General features: G+C 30.4%; 15 protein-coding genes. 10 read left to right on the top strand and 5 right to left on the bottom strand.

The window, feature by feature from the left end:
* Positions 1-53: 53 nt before the first annotated feature.
* Together MHN29_RS09410 and MHN29_RS09405 are read right to left on the bottom strand one after the other, a co-directional pair.
* Positions 54-2,246 (bottom strand): Ig-like domain-containing protein, encoded by a 2,193-nt coding sequence (locus MHN29_RS09410; protein ID WP_235274855.1) that lies wholly within the window; start codon positions 2,244-2,246, stop codon positions 54-56.
* Positions 2,247-2,363: 117 nt separating this feature from the next.
* Positions 2,364-3,170 carry an AraC family transcriptional regulator gene (locus MHN29_RS09405; RefSeq protein WP_235274856.1) on the bottom strand — a complete coding sequence of 269 codons (807 nt, stop codon included), beginning with the start codon at positions 3,168-3,170 and terminating at the stop codon, positions 2,364-2,366.
* A gap of 689 nt (positions 3,171-3,859) precedes the next feature.
* On the opposite strand from MHN29_RS09405, the gene MHN29_RS09400 reads away from it, so the two are divergent.
* The 5 genes from MHN29_RS09400 (at position 3,860) to MHN29_RS09380 (ending at position 11,513) form a co-directional block, all read left to right on the top strand.
* The gene (locus MHN29_RS09400; protein ID WP_235274857.1) at positions 3,860-4,927 is read left to right on the top strand and encodes an AraC family transcriptional regulator; all 1,068 of its coding nucleotides are present in this window, start codon (positions 3,860-3,862) and stop codon (positions 4,925-4,927) included.
* An 82-nt stretch (positions 4,928-5,009) separates the two neighbouring features.
* Positions 5,010-7,388 carry a TonB-dependent receptor gene (locus tag MHN29_RS09395; RefSeq protein WP_235274858.1) on the top strand — a complete coding sequence of 793 codons (2,379 nt, stop codon included), beginning with the start codon at positions 5,010-5,012 and terminating at the stop codon, positions 7,386-7,388.
* Between the two features lie 4 nt (positions 7,389-7,392).
* Complete coding sequence (locus MHN29_RS09390) at positions 7,393-8,217, top strand: DUF4249 domain-containing protein (RefSeq protein ID WP_235274859.1); 825 nt, start codon at positions 7,393-7,395, stop codon at positions 8,215-8,217.
* A gap of 8 nt (positions 8,218-8,225) precedes the next feature.
* A complete protein-coding gene (locus MHN29_RS09385) occupies positions 8,226-9,431 on the top strand; it encodes a hypothetical protein (RefSeq protein WP_235274860.1) in 1,206 nt (401 codons plus the stop codon).
* Positions 9,432-9,593: 162 nt separating this feature from the next.
* Entirely contained in the window at positions 9,594-11,513 is a 1,920-nt protein-coding gene (locus MHN29_RS09380; RefSeq protein ID WP_235274861.1) for a hypothetical protein, read from the top strand.
* 60 nt (positions 11,514-11,573) lie between these two features.
* Here the strand turns inward: MHN29_RS09380 and MHN29_RS09375 are convergent, their stop codons facing one another.
* The 3 genes from MHN29_RS09375 to MHN29_RS09365 all read right to left on the bottom strand — a co-directional run bounded on the left by MHN29_RS09375 (position 11,574) and on the right by MHN29_RS09365 (position 12,900).
* Positions 11,574-11,771: a 4-oxalocrotonate tautomerase family protein gene (locus tag MHN29_RS09375; RefSeq protein ID WP_150899503.1), complete on the bottom strand. Its 198-nt coding sequence runs from the start codon at positions 11,769-11,771 to the stop codon at positions 11,574-11,576.
* Positions 11,772-11,814: 43 nt separating this feature from the next.
* Positions 11,815-12,231, bottom strand: coding sequence for a DoxX family protein (locus tag MHN29_RS09370; RefSeq protein ID WP_235274862.1), 417 nt, complete (start codon positions 12,229-12,231; stop codon positions 11,815-11,817).
* A 108-nt stretch (positions 12,232-12,339) separates the two neighbouring features.
* Positions 12,340-12,900, bottom strand: a complete 561-nt coding sequence (locus tag MHN29_RS09365; protein WP_235274863.1) for a Crp/Fnr family transcriptional regulator — start codon at positions 12,898-12,900, stop codon at positions 12,340-12,342.
* A gap of 211 nt (positions 12,901-13,111) precedes the next feature.
* Between MHN29_RS09365 and MHN29_RS09360 the strand changes: the two genes are divergently transcribed.
* From MHN29_RS09360 to MHN29_RS09340, 5 genes are all read left to right on the top strand, one after another.
* Entirely contained in the window at positions 13,112-15,094 is a 1,983-nt protein-coding gene (locus MHN29_RS09360; protein WP_235274864.1) for a translation factor GTPase family protein, read from the top strand.
* 72 nt (positions 15,095-15,166) lie between these two features.
* Positions 15,167-15,712, top strand: coding sequence for an RNA polymerase sigma factor SigZ (gene sigZ / locus MHN29_RS09355; RefSeq protein ID WP_235274865.1), 546 nt, complete (start codon positions 15,167-15,169; stop codon positions 15,710-15,712).
* A 69-nt stretch (positions 15,713-15,781) separates the two neighbouring features.
* The gene (gene arsM, locus MHN29_RS09350) at positions 15,782-16,570 is read left to right on the top strand and encodes an arsenite methyltransferase (protein ID WP_235274866.1); all 789 of its coding nucleotides are present in this window, start codon (positions 15,782-15,784) and stop codon (positions 16,568-16,570) included.
* Between the two features lie 104 nt (positions 16,571-16,674).
* Positions 16,675-17,280, top strand: coding sequence for a hypothetical protein (locus tag MHN29_RS09345; RefSeq protein WP_235274867.1), 606 nt, complete (start codon positions 16,675-16,677; stop codon positions 17,278-17,280).
* Between the two features lie 11 nt (positions 17,281-17,291).
* Positions 17,292-18,008: a cytochrome c biogenesis CcdA family protein gene (locus tag MHN29_RS09340; protein WP_235274868.1), complete on the top strand. Its 717-nt coding sequence runs from the start codon at positions 17,292-17,294 to the stop codon at positions 18,006-18,008.
* Positions 18,009-18,014 lie beyond the last annotated feature (6 nt).

Raw genomic sequence — 18,014 nt, 5'->3', positions numbered from 1 at the left:
ATGTAAAATACTAATAAAAAAGGCAGCTAAATACTAGCTGCCTTTTCTGTTGCTTAATTGAATAAGTCTTTTAAATATACGGGGTACTCTTTATAATTAATTACTTGGTATACAGATTCTACAAAATCTGAAGTTTTATAATAAGGATCGTTGTTTTTAATAACTTTATTTATATAGTCTTCATAAGTAACAATATTATCATAACGTGTTAATTCTACTTGTTTTATTTGCCAAAATGTGTTTTTACTATAGTTATAAAAATCTAAGTTCTTTAAGGCTTCTGGTAACGTAGGGATGATAACTTCATTACTGTTTTTTTGACTGTCGTATACAAAAGTCCAGCTATAATCGTAGGTAGCACCTATAGAAATTTTGTTTTTTAACCACAGTCTACCAACATTATGTGTAGCTCCACTAGTGGTAATTTTAACTGTATTTCCAGTAACAGTGTTGTATTTTACATTCCAATTAGGCTTTTCAAAATTAGTTAAAGGAGTTCCTTTTCTTTCTGTAATATAATTTCTAGAAACCAAACGATGTCTGTATGCATCAAAGTTGGTATTTAAGGGATAGTCGTTTGGCTTATTTGTTCCCAAAGTACTACTTCCTAGTTTCGCATTGAATATTTGGTGATATACATTGTTTGTATAATCATTTTGATTTTCAAAGCCTTGGATAGTTAATACAGGTCTAAGGTCTGCACCCGGTAAATAATCTTTTAAGGTAAACTGTTTTACACTTATATTTTGGTTATCAAAATCGGTACTATTTACTTTAAAACCATTGTTTACAGGACTATTTACAAACTGATAAGTATAGCTGTTTGCAGGATCAGCAATATTATATGAATAGAAGTACATACGGTTCGTTTTATTAGGAGCTAAATAGTCTACCTTAAACTGCGTATTTCCTAGTTTTCTACCTTTATAATCGATTCCTTCAGAATAAATATTGTGATTTGCTGTAAAATTCTTCAATTCATAGGTTGCTTCTGAATCTTTTGAATAGGGATTTTTAGAAGGTACTTCCATAGTACCAGGAGCATTTATGGTTAAATTCTTAATGGTAGAAATTCTGTTAACTCCATTAGTTAACACATCGAAAAAAGTTAGCATAAATTCATCTGCAGCACTAAATGCTTCTGTTGAATTTAGAGTTACTTCTGTCATACCAGCTTCTATTTTAACTGTATTAATAGGGCTTCCGTCAGGCTTTGAAGCAAACACCCAAGATTTTGCAATGTTTGACGCAAAATGATCAACAGGTATTTTAAGAGTTATGAGTGCCTGAATATGTTCTATCTTGGTATTGATAACGAGTTCACTTGTATTATCTAAAGTGTCTTTAGCTATAAATTTAAAGACTCCATTTCCTGTAGCATAAGCTTTTGGATCAAAGTCAAAAGAGTTGATAGTTCCGTTGTCAAAATATTGAATACGTTTGTTGTTGTACAATACTTCAAAAGATGCTATTTCAGAAAAATCATCAACTACCTTTGGTGAAAATTGAATAATCTCAGAGATTACTTTTCCTTCGTTAATTGCCGTAATGGTAATTTTTGGACCTGAATTATCAGAGGTGAAATTAATCAGCTTTTTAGAGACATTGTTATTTGAATCGGTAGCAATAATTTCTAAGGTATGCTTACCATCTGTAATATTAGTGGTATTGATATCAATTGTATAATTTCCATCGGTAATGTTGGCAATTGGTGTATTGTCAAAAAGCACTGCTACATTATTAATACCATTATCATCACTTACTTTAAAGGTAAGCTTGTTAGTTCCTTTAATGATAGATGCTTCTTTAATAGAAATATCTGTAATAGACGGTAAGGCATTGTCTATAATAAACGGAACAACCTCAGAAAGCGTTGTATTTCCAGCTGCATCATGAGCTTTGATTTTTAATGTATGATCTCCCGATTCATAATTGGAAACATTAATATCAAACTCAAAAGGAGCTTTGGTAGTATTGGTAACTTTAATATCGTCGATAAAAATTTCAACATTGCTTACTTCTACATTATCGGTAATCGTGGCATCAATTTCAATAGTATTACTAATTACTATTGGGGTCTTAATTTTATCATTTTTAATATCATTTACTGTAAATGATTTGATAACAGGGGGTGTAGTATCATTCTCAATTAAATTTCCCGTACTATCGCTACTACACGATTGTATAATTAGGAACAAAACGAATGAACAAATAATTGCGGTAAGTTTTCTTTTTTTACTAATCATAGATGTTTAACTTTTTTGTTTTTGTTTAGTTAAATAGGGGGAAGTCTATTTTTAATATTAATTTTAGTACCACAAAATTCTAAAAAAATGAAAAGGGAAAATTGTATAAAACGGACATCACTTAAAAATATATGAGAACTTTTTATCGCCAACTTTTGATACTTTATTGAAAAAAGATGTTGGGTTAGTATTAGTAAGTTCCTGAAATTCATGGTTGAAATGAGCAGAATCATAGTATTCATTTAGTAGTGAGATTTCAGTTAATGAATTGTGATTATTTTTCATTTCGATAGCATTTCTAAAGCGTTGTATTTTTTTGAATGCTGATGGTGAACGTCCTAAATACGTATGAAATAAACGATTAATAGTTCTTGGTGATAGATTTGTTTTTAGAGCTAAATCTTTTACCTTAATAGTTAAGTCGTTTGTTAAGATATTTGTTAGTTGTTCAATGGTACTTAAGTCCTTCTTTTGTAATTGTGATAATAGAAATTTTTCAAGAAGTTCAATCCTTTCTTGTTTGGGATAATTGAACAATTGTTTAGAAAAATTAGTCCAGATTTCATTGTTTACAAACTGAATTGGTTTCCCAGCAATTTGCTTAAAATTTTGTTTGAAAAAATAATTCAATCCGGTGGGGGTAAAAATGATACCAATCTCATCAACTGCATCTGAATAAAATAGTTGAACTGGATGTAAATATTTCCCTAATGCAATGATAGATTGTGTATTGTTGGGGCTTTGATTTATTGTTAATTTGTTGTTGTTTAGAATTACTGTTGCTTTAGATAAAAATGCAATAGAACTATTATTGTGGGGAAAAGCAAGGTAACTAATAGGTTTAAAGTTTTCTTTTTTAAGTAATGTAAATTCAGAAATATATGTTTTTAAGATTTCTGATTTAGGTTTACAAACATTATACATGTTTAATTCTTTTATAGCTTGGATTAATGTGGAATACCACGATAATTTGTTTTTTGTAGAAGGGAAAAAACGAAAGCTAAATAGAACTAATCATCCTTAAAATTGATAAACCTTTCAATATATTTTTTGAAAGTATGCATAGCTATCGGGGGTTGATATAAAAGAAAGCAAATATGATTTTTAAAATATTGATAAAATGTTAAGCTTAGTATAAAAATTGATTTTTAACAGTTAAAATTTAGGAGTAAAATGAACTAACAATATTCTATTTGTTTTTTAAAATATAAAACAATAAGGCAGCATAAATAAGTAAAAGAGCTATGAGAGGTAAGGTTTTTATTTTGAAGGATATCCAATGCATAATGCTACTAGTATTCTTGTTATAATTGCCAATAATAAAAATCAATAAGAATAGACATATCGTTGAAATTAGAATTAGTAAAATCTTTTTCATTTTAAATTTGTTTGCTGTTGAGATGCAATAGTGGTTTCTTAATAGATTTAAGAACATAGCAATGTAATAAACGGCATAAAAATACTACTGAAGATTCAGAGAGTAAAACTTTTTAACATAAATGTATATTACTAACATATTGAACAATAATTATTCTTTGTAATCTAAAATATTGAAAAACCAGCTAGAAAAAGATTATCGTAAATAAATACTTTTTTAAATGTAAATTGCGCCAATGGGAAATTTTAACACACTAATAAATACGGTAACTATAGGAGCGTCATTTATGATAGGACTGCTATTTTTATCGGCACATTTTAAAAACAAAAAAGGAAACTTATTTTTAGGACTATTCTTGTGGAGTTTGTCATACATCCAATTATCAGAAATAGAAGGTGATAATTTCTTAAGCAAACTAGAGACAACTTTTGAAATAGGCTTGTTTATCTTGGTGTTTTTATTCTTCTATTTAATAAGAACCATAAATAAACCCTTTAAAAAATGGTATTGGTTGTTATTTATTCCTGGGATTTTAATGAATATTGTATTGTTTTTAAACGATAATTTAAGTAGAGATAACGATGAGATGAATATTTTTAAAATCTTTTATCTTTTCGATTTAGTATTAGTAATTTATGTGTTTAAAATATTAGGAAACCATAAAAAGAAGGTGAATAATTACTATTCTAATATTGAACAAAAAACACTTACTTGGTTAAAGAGCTTAATTTATTTTATAATATTATTACATGCTTCCTTCATTTTAGAAAATATACTACCTATAGAAAATAGCAATATCATATTACTATTTAATAGTTTTCCATCTTTAATCATATTTACAATGGTATATTGGATTGGATATAATGGTTTTTCGCAGCCAGAAATATTTAATGATGTTGTAGATATAACAAAGGATAAAATAAAAGAAATTAAACAAGAAGATACTTTAGCTAAAAGCCAAAAGGAATATGATTATTTAAAAGAAACCATCCAAGAAAAAAGATTATATGCTAAGCAAAATATTACTTTAAGAGATTTGGCATTGAGTTTAGAAATGAAGGAAAATAGAATTTCTGCACTCATCAAATTGCATTCAAAAACTACATTTTATCACTTTATAAACCGTTTTAGAGTGGAAGAGTTCAAAAAAAGCATGAAATCTACCAAATCTAAGCAATTATCGGTTTTTGGACTAGCTCAAGAGGTTGGATTTTCTTCTAAATCAACTTTTTATAGTGCTTTTAAAGCTGTAGAAGGCATGACTCCTAAGCAGTACGAACAGACATTAAAAGAGTTCGATTAAGCTTAAACGAACCCATACGCCCCCTGTTTTAAGAATATATTAAGACATCACTGCGTTCTTTTGCAAAATAAAATGAACGTACATGAAACACACTTTTTTAAACTTAATAATGCTTCTTTATTTGTCGGTGGGATATGCTCAAGAAAAGTTTACCGTAAGCGGTACTCTTAAAGATCATGCAAATGGAGAAACACTATTAGGAGCAACCGTATTATTACAAGGAACTACTATAGGAACCATAACCAATGAGTATGGATTTTACTCGATAACAGCCCCTAAAGGAACCTATGTATTAGAAGTATCTTATTTAGGATATAAAACAATCTCTAAAAAAATAGTACTTAATCAGAATATTAAATTCAATACAGAACTAGAAGAAGATGCAGGGCAATTAGACGAAGTTGTTATCAATTCAGGAGAAACAAAACGTGTTAATTTAAGAACGCCACAAATGAGTGTGGCAAAATTATCGGCAAAAGCCATTAAAAAAATACCTACCGTATTAGGAGAGGTTGACGTTATTAAATCCATACAGTTATTACCAGGAGTAACCAATTCGGGAGAAGGAGCTTCTGGTTTTAATGTAAGAGGAGGAGCTGAAGATCAAAATTTGGTGTTGTTAGATGAAGCAATCATTTATAATTCATCGCATTTATTTGGGTTCTTTTCAGTTTTTAATGCCGATGCGGTAAAAGATATAAAGTTATACAAAGGAGGAATTCCTGCAAGATTTGGAGGAAGAGTATCTTCTGTATTAGATATTCGCCAGAAAGACGGGAATAGTAAAAATATAAAACTATCAGGAGGAATCGGTTTTATATCAAGCAGATTAACTGTTGAAGGACCTACCTTTAAAGATAGAGGATCTTTTTTAATATCAGGTAGAGGATCGTATGCACACTTGTTTTTAAAACTTTCTGAAGAATTTAAGAACAATACTACTAAGTTTTACGATATCAACTTTAAAACCAATTATAAGATTAACGATAATAATAAGCTGTATTTATCAGGATATTTTGGAAATGACGATATTGGTTTCGGAAGCTCTTTTAAAAACTCTTATGGGAATTTAACAGGAAACTTACGTTGGAATCATTTATTTAATGATAAGCTATTTTCTAACCTATCATTAATCTACAGTAAGTACAACTATAATTTACAAATAAACGCATCAGGAATAGATTGGAAGTCAGATATTAAAAATTACAATCTAAAGTATGATGTCGGATATTATTTGAACAATAATTATAAATTCAAGTTTGGTGTCAGTGGTATTTACTACGATTTCAATCCAGGGCGATTGAATCCATTAACACCATCATCGGGAGTAAATCCACGAAAATTAGATAATAAGTTTGCTTTAGAAACTGGCGCTTATGCGAGCTTAGAGCATAAGATTTCGGATAAGTTAACCGCTCAATATGGAATACGATATAGTAATTTTATGAGACTAGGAGATCAAACTTTACGTGAATATGCAAACAATACACCAGTGGTTTATAATCAAGCCTTAGGAATTTATGAAAGAGCCAATAGTATAGGAGAAACTACTTATAAAAAGGGACAAGTAATAGAATCGTTTGGAAACTTTGAACCTAGGTTAGCACTGTCGTATAAATTAAATGAAAAATCGTCGGTAAAAGCGAGCTATAATAAAACAGCACAGTATTTACATTTAATATCCAACACAACATCAGCAACTCCGTTAGATGTTTGGGCGCCAAGTGGGAAGTTTTTAAAGCCACAATTGGCAGACCAATACGCAGTAGGATACTTTAGAAATATAAATGACAATGAATATTCACTAGAAGCAGAGGCCTATTATAAAACTGTAAAAAACAGAGTAGACTATATCAATGGAGCAGATTTAATTGCTCAAAACAATATAGAAACTGAAATATTAACAGGTAAATCTAGATCGTATGGTTTGGAATTATTGTTCAGAAAAAACAAAGGGAATTTTACAGGTTGGATAGCCTATACACTGTCAAAAGCAGAGCAAAAAACAGAAGGAGGAAAAGCTGGAGGTCTAGGAATTAATAATGGAAATTGGTATAACACTGCTTACGATAGAACACATGATGTATCAATAACAGGAAACTACAAGCTTAATGATAAATGGAGCTTCGGAGCTAATTTTGCTTTCCAAACGGGGCGTCCTGTAACATACCCTAACGGACAATTCATTTATAACGGAATTTCAACAGCAACCTATTCTACTAGAAATGCGAGCAGATTACCAGCTTATCATAGATTAGATATCTCCGCGACATTAACGCCTCGAAAAAATAAAAATAGAAGATGGAAAGGAGAATGGGTATTCGGTATCTATAATTTATACAATCGTAGAAACGCTGCATCAATAGCTTTTGGTCAAAACCTAGATACGGGAGCAAATGAGGCGACTCGAACTTCTATTTTCGGAATCATGCCAGCGGTGAGTTATAACTTTAAATTTTAAGAAAATGAAAAAAATATATAAGCAAATAAGCATGTTTTTAGTTCTAATATGCTTTCATATATCTTGTACTGAAGTTATAAATGTTTCAGTACCCAATGCAGGACCAAGATTAGTGGTAGAAGCTTCTATAAATTGGACTAAAGGAACTACAGGAGGAGATCAAACCATAATATTAAGAACATCAACAGCTTATTTTGATACAAATAAGGATGTACCAGTAACAGGAGCTCAAGTAAAAGTAATTAATACCAACAGTAATGCTGAGTTTGTGTTTAGCGATCAAGGAAATGGAAGGTACACTACCAATTCTTTTATACCAGTAGTTAATGATACTTATAAATTAGAAATCATCTATAACTCTAAGACTTATGAAGCTACAGAAACGTTAATGTCAGTTGTTGATATTAAAAAGGTAGAGCAGACAACAGACAAGGGGGATAGTACCACAGATAAAGAAGTAACTATTTATTTTGATGATCCTGAAAATGAAGAGAATCATTATTTGGGAGAATTTTTAACAGCTACTGAGCCTGTACCCGTATTGGATCCTATTAGCGATAGTTTTACCAATGGGAATCAAAACTTTATGGAGTATGAAAATAAAGATTTTGTTGTTGGAAGTACGTTGAATATAAGTTTATACGGAATATCTAAGCAGTATTACAATTATATAAACCTTTTAGTACAACAGTCTAGTTCTGGAGGACCATTTACATCTACACCAGCACAGTTAAAAGGAAATTGTAAAAATATAACCGATTCAAATGAGGAAGTACTAGGATATTTTAGGTTAGGAGAGGTAGCAAAAGTAAATTATGTAATACAATAAAAAGAGTAATGAAAAATTCAATTAAAATAAGTCAGTTGTTATTGTTTGTAGCAATATTGATACAAAGTTGTGCGATTAATAAGGAAAAAGAAGTATCAAAAAAAGAATCGATAAAAAGAGTTTTTAATACTGAGTTAGGTATAGAAGCAGTTCCTAGTAGTTTAGGGAAATCCTATCAAAAACACTTTGACAGATATACCAAGGTAATGGCACCTAATGGAAAACCAATTCATATTGTAATTCAAGATGATGTAACCGATGAGCAAGCGGTGAGATGTAGAGGTATTTTAGAGCATTATTTAAAAGACTATCCGGGTTCTAAATTTGGAGAAAATAAAGATGAGATTGCTAATAAGATGACTGAAAATAATGCTGTATTAGCTTTAATGAATGGACAAGATGATGGAACAAATGATGTAAAAGTAAATGCGCAACCATTGTATAAAAATGAAATCCAAGTAGAAGGACATCCATGGTATGTAAATCAGAATTATAAGCACCGAGATGCTGCTTATGAAGAGATATTACACTTTGTACATGATAATGGAATTGGGGTAGATGGAAAGAATAATACATTGCCAGGTGCTGCACCAGAATTTCAAAAGGAAATTAGAGCTGCTCAAGTAAATGGATTAGAGAAGAAACTATGGGCAAATGACGAAAGAATGAAAGGATGGTTAGAAGAAATTAGTGCAGAAAATAGTTTGTCGCAAGAGTATTTAGCATCAGTAATTGATACATATTATGGTTTATGGGGAGCGTTTAAGAAAAGAGAAGGAGGAATGTGGGGATTCTACGCTCCAAAAGAAAGAAAGGATTTAAAAGAGAAAGACCCTGTAGCCTATGAGTTGATGCAAAATACCTTTTTTCATCCATATTTAACCTATAATGCAAGAATAGACAAGGGATTTGAAGGGAACTTTTCTCTAAAATTTAATGAAGGAATACCTTATACACATCATTCACAGTATTTGAAAGATATTACGCTATTAGGAACTAATAATACTAATGTTGTGGTAAATGAATTAGATAATGACATCACAGGAAATAAAGGAGTTAATACAGTTCTATTTTCAGGTAATTATGAAGATTATGAGGTAATTGATGAAGATGGAGAAATTACAGTGATTGATAAAACATCATCAAGAGATGGTAAAAATACTTTAAGAAATGTTGAGAAATTGCAGTTTTTAAATAAGACAATAGAACTTTAAAAGAAATATAAGTATAGGATTTTATAAAGTTCTATAGCAACAATTAATTTTTTTAGTTTCATTAATTATAAAAGTGTTGTTAACTGCTAATTATATGTATTTTTAATGCGCAGTTAGTAGTAGTTGGCAGTTTAACAGCACAAAATATTCAGTTTATATAATATGAAAAAAGTAATTATTCTCTTATTTATTTTTAGTATCCAATCTTCTATAGCACAGGAGGTAATAACTACGAAAGCTAAAATAAAAGGAAAAGTAGTCAACTCTAATACTGGGATGTTAATAGTAAAAACAAAGAAAGAAGTTTTAGGAGTTAATCCAGAAAATAAAACCGTAGCTTGGGAAAATAAAGAGTTGAAGAAGGTAGATATGGATTCCTACAAAGAAATTCCTTTTACACCTATCGTTATTTTTGAAAAAGATCCTTTAATAAGCTCTAAACTATTATCCAATGCATTTGGAACAAAAGGTGTTTCTAGAATTATCTTAAATAGTATCAATGGTAAAATACTTTTTAACTCAGAAAAACACGGGTTTAAAGCAGTAAATAAAACATTATTAATACCAGAGCAGGATGCTATTTTAGTCAATGGATTAAAAAAGAAAAAAGTAGTATTGGCTCTTTACAATTACGATAACGGAAAACTTATTTGGGAAAACGATTTAACTAAAAGTGGTTTTTTCAAGGCAGTTAAAGAAGCTTTTCTTGATACTGAAAAAATAATGTTAGATAAGCATGGCGATATCTTTTGGTTACATAATAAGCAGCTCCTAAAAATAAATAAGCTTACTGGTAAAATAGTATTTCACCAAAAGGATGTGAATACTATAGAGATGAATAGAGAAAAAGATATAGTCTTTGTATTTACAGATAAGATAGCTTTAAAAAAGCTAAACGAAGAAACTGCAATTTTTGCTAAGCATACCAATTCCATGGAACCTGTATGGGAAACCCCTATAAAAATTGTAGGTAACATAAAGAATACGATTGTTGATAATGAAAAAATGGTGGTTATTACATCTAAAGGATTTAATGTAATAGATAGTTTAGGCCAAAAGCAATGGAAAAAACCAGAATTACTTCCCTTAATAAGAAAGATAGTTCCAATAGAAAAAGGATATTTAGTAGTTCAAGAAAAGGAATTGAATTTTGTTAACACAAAAGGGAAAAAGCAGTGGAAAAAGTCTGTAAGAATTTCATTAATGCCTAATGAAAATCCAATACATTTATTTAATGAAGGAGAAAAAGTGTTATACATAACACCTTCTAAGGCAAATATTATTGATTTATTTACTGGGAAAGCTTTGGATAAAGAAATCGCCTTAAACGATGAAGGATTTATTGTAAGAAACTTAAGGTTGAAAAAGCATTTTTTTAGAATTTGGTACGACCAAAAAAAGCAACAGTTTCCTGTGTATAACGAAAATGAGTTGTACGTGTTTAATATCAATGATTCTTTACCAAAATCATCATTCAAGTTTAATTTTAAAGGACAAATTCCAGATTTAGATATTCGTGAAAAAGGATATTTTATGCATTGCGATAATAAGTTTTACCTGTTCGATTTTAAAGGGAACTTAATTTACGAAAGAGAATATCCATCAAATCAGCACCGATCATTTTTTGAAAAAGCTTTTGGATTTGTACAAGATGGTCTAGGTGTATATACAGCAGCTATTGGTTTTGTTGGAAGTCAATTAAATCAAACATTCAAAAACGTATTAGTTACAAAAGACCTAGGTTTTTTGAGCACGATGGCTTCTGATGTATATGGAACCTATCAATCTTACGAAGGAACATTAGGAAAATTAACGAAATTGAATGTTATGGACTTCAATTCGAGTTTAATGCAAATATTTAGTCGTTATAAAAAAGGGCAAGAGAATGACAAAAGTTTATTGGTAACTGTAGCTAATGATAAGGATGATACCAAAAAAATAATACGATTGTTTGTTGATAGTGGAGATGAAAAACTAGTAACCAAGTTAAACGAAGATCAGGATGATTTTATCATAGATCAGATTGAAAATAGAATCTTCTTCTTTACTAAAAAAACAATAACCATAGAAAAGCTAAACTAAGAAGTAGAGGAAGTAATGTGTTAGTATAATCATAGCTCAAGCCATTACTTCCTACTAATTTTACTCCTTTTTACTACCTAAGTACTGTTTCCCATTATAGCCCCAATTTCCCATAGGAACTTCATCAATAACAATATGAGTGGTTTCTGGTTTCTTATTTAAAATATCGACAACTAATTGGGTAGCTCCTTCAATTAAAAGTCTTTTTTGTTTTTGAGTTACATTTTCGTCGGTGATTCTAAAATTAATATATGGCATGTTTTTATGAATTAAGATTAATATGTTGTAATTGAAATAATAATTAGTCCCATTTAGAACTTGTAGAAATAGCGTGTTTACCAGCTCCTAAGAATACAATAGAGGCAGCTCCAAATAAAAATAAGGCTTGTAGTTCTATAGCCCAACCGCCATATTTATTCAGAGCAAAAATATCAGAAGCATGTGCCATTAAAATAGCAATAAGCATATTGAAAGCTAGAATAAAACTAGCAAGTCTAGCTCTAAAACCAATAAGAATAAGAATTGGAGCAACGATTTCTCCAATAAAAACTAAATAAGCAATGAATTCAGGTAATCCTATTCCGCTTAATAAACTTTTGATAAAAGAATAGTTAGCACTCGTGTTGGCGATACCATGAAAAAGAATAAGTAATCCTATACTAAGTCTTTGAATGAGAGTACCAATTTCCTTGTTTTGAATTTTTTCTAAGATGTTCATGTTTTAAAATTTTGTGAATTAATATCAGTACAAAATTCAAGTAAAACAGAGACATCTAATAGGAGTTAAGTCGCTATTAATGAGTGATAAAAATCACATTAAAATGAATTATGATTTTAACCTACTCAAGGTTTCTCTTGAAACACCTAGATAAGCAGCGATAAGTTTTTTAGGAACTCGTTGAAAAAGTTTAGGGTATTGTTTTAAAAGTAATTCGTAACGCTCTTTAGTCGAGTTTTTTAAGAGAGATAATATTCTATTTTGTAAAGCAATACGACCATATTTGCTTTTTTTAGCCCAAAATCGCTCCATTTTATGCATAGATTGAGTTAGTTTCTCTCTATTTTCATAGGTAATGTATAAAAGTTCAGAATCTTCAATACAATCAATAGAAAGTTTGGTAGGACTTTGTTTAACAAATGATTCATAATCTGTAATCCACCAATTTTCCATACCAAATTGTAAGATATGTTCTTTACCATTGTCATCAAAAAAACAACTTTTTAAACATCCCTTAAGTACCCAATATTCCTTATTAGCAATTTCGCCTTCTTGTAAAATATATTGGTTTTTACGCTTCTTTGTATGTTCGAAATGACTTAAAACAAAGTCAAACTCATCATCAGAAAGAGAAATAATTTCTTCTATATGTTGTCTAAGTGGATGCATTACAAATAGTATTAAAAAACAAAAATGAGGAATTATGAATAAAAAAGAAGTGATCTGCATCACTTTTAAAATTAATTTAAAATACAGTTTGAAATAAAAGATACTCAATATTACAAAGAAGTATTAAATATAGTAAGTTTGTAGAGTAGATAGTAGTAATTACTTCAAGTGAACCTATTTAATTAAAAAGGTTGATAAAACACTCCAAATAATGACAAAACCAACAATCAATATAGGAATATTGGCTCACGTAGATGCAGGAAAAACAACACTTACGGAGCATTTTTTATACAATTCAGGAGCCATTAGAACTTTAGGGAGTGTAGATAAAGGTTCGACAAGTACTGATAGTTTAGAGCTTGAAAAAGAACGTGGTATTTCTATAAAAGCAGTAACTACTTCTTTTGAGTGGAAAGGAACAAAAATCAATTTAATTGATACACCAGGCCACGTAGATTTTTCTAGTGAAGTAGAACGAGCATTATGTGTAGTAGATGCCGCAGTACTAGTAGTATCGGCAGTGGAAGGAGTACAAGCACATACGCTAAATATTTGGGATTCTTTGCAAGAATTGAAAATACCGACTATTATTTTTATTAATAAAATTGATCGCCAAGGAGCAGATACCGAAGCTACCCTAGCGCAATTAGAGCAGGATTTAAAAATTAAACCAGTTGTATTGTATGCTTCAGAAAACGATGGGCTAACCAATGCTACAACCGTTCCTGTTTTTAATACGGATGCTCACACAATAGTTAAAGAAAAATCGATTGAACATATTTTAGAAGGAGAAGAGGATTTGTTAGAACGCTTTTTAAATTCAGAAGCTATAACAGATGAAGAATATTTAAATAGTATTTCTAAACTAACGAAAGAACATAAAATAGTTCCAGTATTTACAGGAATAGCCAAAAATAATATAGGAGTAACCGATTTATTAGATGGAATAATAGCCTATTGTCCTACTTCTAAAGTAGTAGCAAAAGAAGAATTGTCAGCCTTTGTTTTTAAGTTAGAGCATCATAAGATATATGGTACCATGGCACATGTAAAAGTTTTTTCGGGAGAATTATCTTCAAAAACAACAATTTACAACCATACACAGCAATTAGAAACCAAGATTAATCAAACCAAACAGCTACATCATACTAAGTATATTGATAATGTAGTTTTAAAATCGGGAGATATAGGTGTAATTACTGGAGTTTTAGGAACAAAGTCGGGAGATATTTTAGGTAGTCCAGAAGATATCCCTAAGCTTCCACAATTGCATATTCCTGTACTAAGTGTTCAAGTAGTTCCAGAAAATAAAGCCGATTATAATAGTTTGGCTGAAGCACTTCAGCAAATAGATAGAGAAGATCCTTCTTTAAATTTTAAATGGTTTAAAGCAGAAAAGGAATTACAGTTGTTGTTAATGGGGCAAATGCAGATTGAAATCTTAGAACATGTTTTAAAAGACAGGTTTTTAATCAAAGCAAGTTTTACAGAGCCACAAGTGGTATATAAAGAAACAATTAGCACAAAAGCAGAAGGCTATATTAGGTATTGGATGCCAAAACCTTGTTGGGCAATCATGACTTTTTTAATTGAGCCAACACCTTTAAATTCAGGAGTGAGTTATAGTTCTATTGTATCACAAAATGATGTGCATATTAAGTATCAAAATGAAGTAGAGCGTACAATACCCAAAGCGTTAGCGCAAGGAATATTGGGATGGGAGGTAACCGATGTAAAGATTACCTTGATAAAAGGAGAGGATCATAATGTACATTCAAGACCGGGCGATTTTAATTTAGCAACTCCTATGGGGATTATGAAAGGATTGCAAGCTGGAGGAACTCATTTATTAGAGCCCATCTTAAGTTTTGAAATCAAAGCAAAAGAAGCTTTATTAGGAAAAATAGTTTCTGAATTAAGTACTCGAAGAGCTATTTTTGATTCTCCAGAGTTTAAAGACGATATTTTTAGTTTAAAAGGAACCATTCCTGTAGCAACTTCCTTAGATTTAAGTATTAAACTAAATGCTATAACAGGAGGTAAATTAAGACTACGATTACAATTTTATGGTTACGATACTTGTCCAGAAGGAGAAGGAGTGATTAGAGAATATAAAGGAGTAAATCCTTTAGATGAAGCTCAGTGGATATTACATCGTCGTGGAGCCTATAAAGCAGATGAGCGTGTGATTTAATTTATTAAAAAAGTTTGCGTCTTTTTTAATCTTATACGTCTACAAATAAATCAAAGATTTATTTTTGTTATTATGAGCAATGAAATAGTACATGTTTGGAACGATATGAATACAAGATTAACCAATTTTGTAAATTCTAAAGTCCATGATTCTGAGTTGACTAAAGATATCGTTCAAGATGTGTTTTTAAAAGTATTTACTAAATACGAGACCTTAAAAAATAAAAAGAAATTAGTTTCTTGGATATATCAAATTACAAGAAATGAAATTGTTTCTCATTTTAGAAAGTTTAGATATAATGAGACTTCAGAGAATATTGACTCTGAAGACTTTTCAGAAGAAACTCTTACCTCAGAACTTACAAGTTGTATAAGTCCATTTATAAATTCTCTTCCTGATAAATATAAAGAAGCTATTGTATTGGCAGATTTAGAAAATATTTCTCAAAAAGAAATAGCTCAGCGTTTAAATATCTCTTATTCAGGAGCAAAATCGAGAGTACAGCGAGGAAGAGAAATGTTAAAGTCTGCTTATGAAGAATGTTGTACAATATCTACCGATGTATACGGAGATGTTATAGATTATAAAGAGAAAAAATGTAATACTTCATGTAAATAAAAAATCTTTGCATCTTTTTTAAAGAGTGACGTCTATAGAGTGAAAATAAACACTTTAAATAAACAGATTATGTCACAAGAAATAAAAGAACAAGTAAAAGAAGCATATACAAGAGTAGCAAATTCAGGAGCAGGATGTGGTTGTGGACCTACTTCTTGCGGATCGCCAGCTCAGGATTGGACATTAAGTGAAAGTTATTCGAAAGTTGACGGTTATGAAGCAGAAGCCGATTATGCTTTAGGATGTGGAATTCCTACAGAGCATGCCAATATAAAAGAAGGAAATACAGTTCTTGATTTAGGTTCAGGAGCAGGAAATGATGTTTTTGTAGCTCGAAGTATTGTTGGTGAAACAGGTCATGTAATTGGAGTAGATATGACCGAAGCAATGATTGAAAAAGCCAATGAAAATAAGCAAAAACTAGGTTATGATAATGTAGATTTTATTTTAGGAGAAATAGAAGCTTTACCGCTAAAAGAAAATAGTATTGATGTTGCGGTAAGTAACTGTGTATTAAACTTAGTTCCAGATAAAAAGAAAGCGTACGAAGAAGTATACCGTGTCTTAAAATCAGGAGGTCACTTTAGTATGTCTGATATTGTTTTGCAGGGTGATTTGCCAAGAGGTATTATGAATGCAGCAGAAATGTATGCAGGATGTATTTCTGGAGCTTTACAGCAAGAAGACTACATACAAGCAATAAAAGATGCGGGATTTAAGAATATTAGAATTACTAAAGAAAAAGTAGTTGAAATGCCTGATGATGTTTTATTAAACTATGTGAATTCTCAAGAGTTGGAAACATTTAAGGCTAGCAATAATGCTGTTATTAGCCTTGGTGTTTATGCTGAAAAATAAGTTAATCCACACATAAAATAAGTCTCAATAAAAAAGAGGCTTATTTTTTTGCGTCTTTTTTTTAGTGATGCGTCTATAGAGAAATTAACTATAAAAGTATTACAATGCAAAACACAGAAGATTTAGATAGTTGTCCTTCAAATTGTTGTTCTCCAAATAAGAAAGGAGGGAATAAAGGAATGAAAATTAAACTAGGACTGGGAATTTTTACTTTAGCATTCATTTTAGCAATTACATCAGCTTTTAAAGAAGCTACAAGCGCTGAGTCTGGTTGTAGTTCAATAACTAAAGAAGTAGTCTCAAAAGATGATTTTAAATGGATAGCAACAGATAAAGAAGTTGTTTACGTATTTCTAAAAGGAAATGATAGTAATAAAAATAAAGTTATAAGTAATATAACTCGAAATGTAGTTTCAGAATTAAATAGTTCAGAAGGGGCTGCAGATTATTTAGAATTAGAGAAAACTGAGAATAATTTCAAAGAGGTTGTTTCTAAGTTGAATATTAAAGAAATACCCACTATTGTTGTCTTGGGAAAAGGAGTGTCAATTGTCAAAAATATTCATCTAACAACGTTAATTAGAGCTTATGATTCAGTTCTAGATTCAAAAGTATCGTGCTCGGTAAATAGTAAAGCTTCTTGTAATACAAAGTTGAAAGAAACATGTGCTACAAAGCAAAAAGCTTCTTGTAAAAGTTCCAATAAGTAAAATTAGAAAGTATGTTGGAAAATATTCAGGAATGGACGAATGCTATCATTGAAAATCAATTGAATTCTCCACTATTTTTTATAGCAGTTTTTATGTTGGGAGTTATTACGGCAATAGGATCTGCTTGTAATTTAGGTGTCTTAGCTGCTGTAAGCAGCTATGCAGGTTCAGAAGCAAGTGTAAAAAACAAAAAATCACATATAAAAACGGGGTTATCATTTTTATTAGGAAATATTATCTCTTTATCATTAATAGGAGCTTTAACAGGGATAATTAGTGTATCTATTGGGCAAATAGTAGGGAAATACTGGACAATTATAGCAGGAGTTTTGGTAGTATATTTAGGTTTGATGAGTTTAAATATGCTTCCATTTAACTTAAAAATTGGAGGGAGTTTTTCATCCAAAATCGCAGGTTTAGCTAATAAGAGCTTTTTATTTGGATTGCTTTTAGGAGGTTTCGCAACTGCCTGTTCTGTTGGTTGTAGTCCAATTTTTCCAATAGTTTTAGGTACATCATACTTACAAGGTAGTTTGTTTCTAAGTTGGTTAACTCTTTTTGTGTTTGCTATTGGTTATAGTATTCCTTTAGGAACATTATTAATAGGAATGGGCTTCGGATTTAGTAAAGTTTCAGATAAATTATTACAAAATAAACAAATTATAAATCAAATCTCAGGAATTTCCCTAATACTGTTAGGCTTCGGATTGTTATTAGGTTGGATTTAAAGAAGT

This window comes from Tenacibaculum sp. Cn5-46 (genome assembly GCF_022347705.1).
Classification (GTDB): domain Bacteria; phylum Bacteroidota; class Bacteroidia; order Flavobacteriales; family Flavobacteriaceae; genus Polaribacter; species Polaribacter aiptasiae.
Note: the sequence above shows the minus strand (reverse complement) of the source record. Positions and strands in the feature narration are given on the sequence as shown.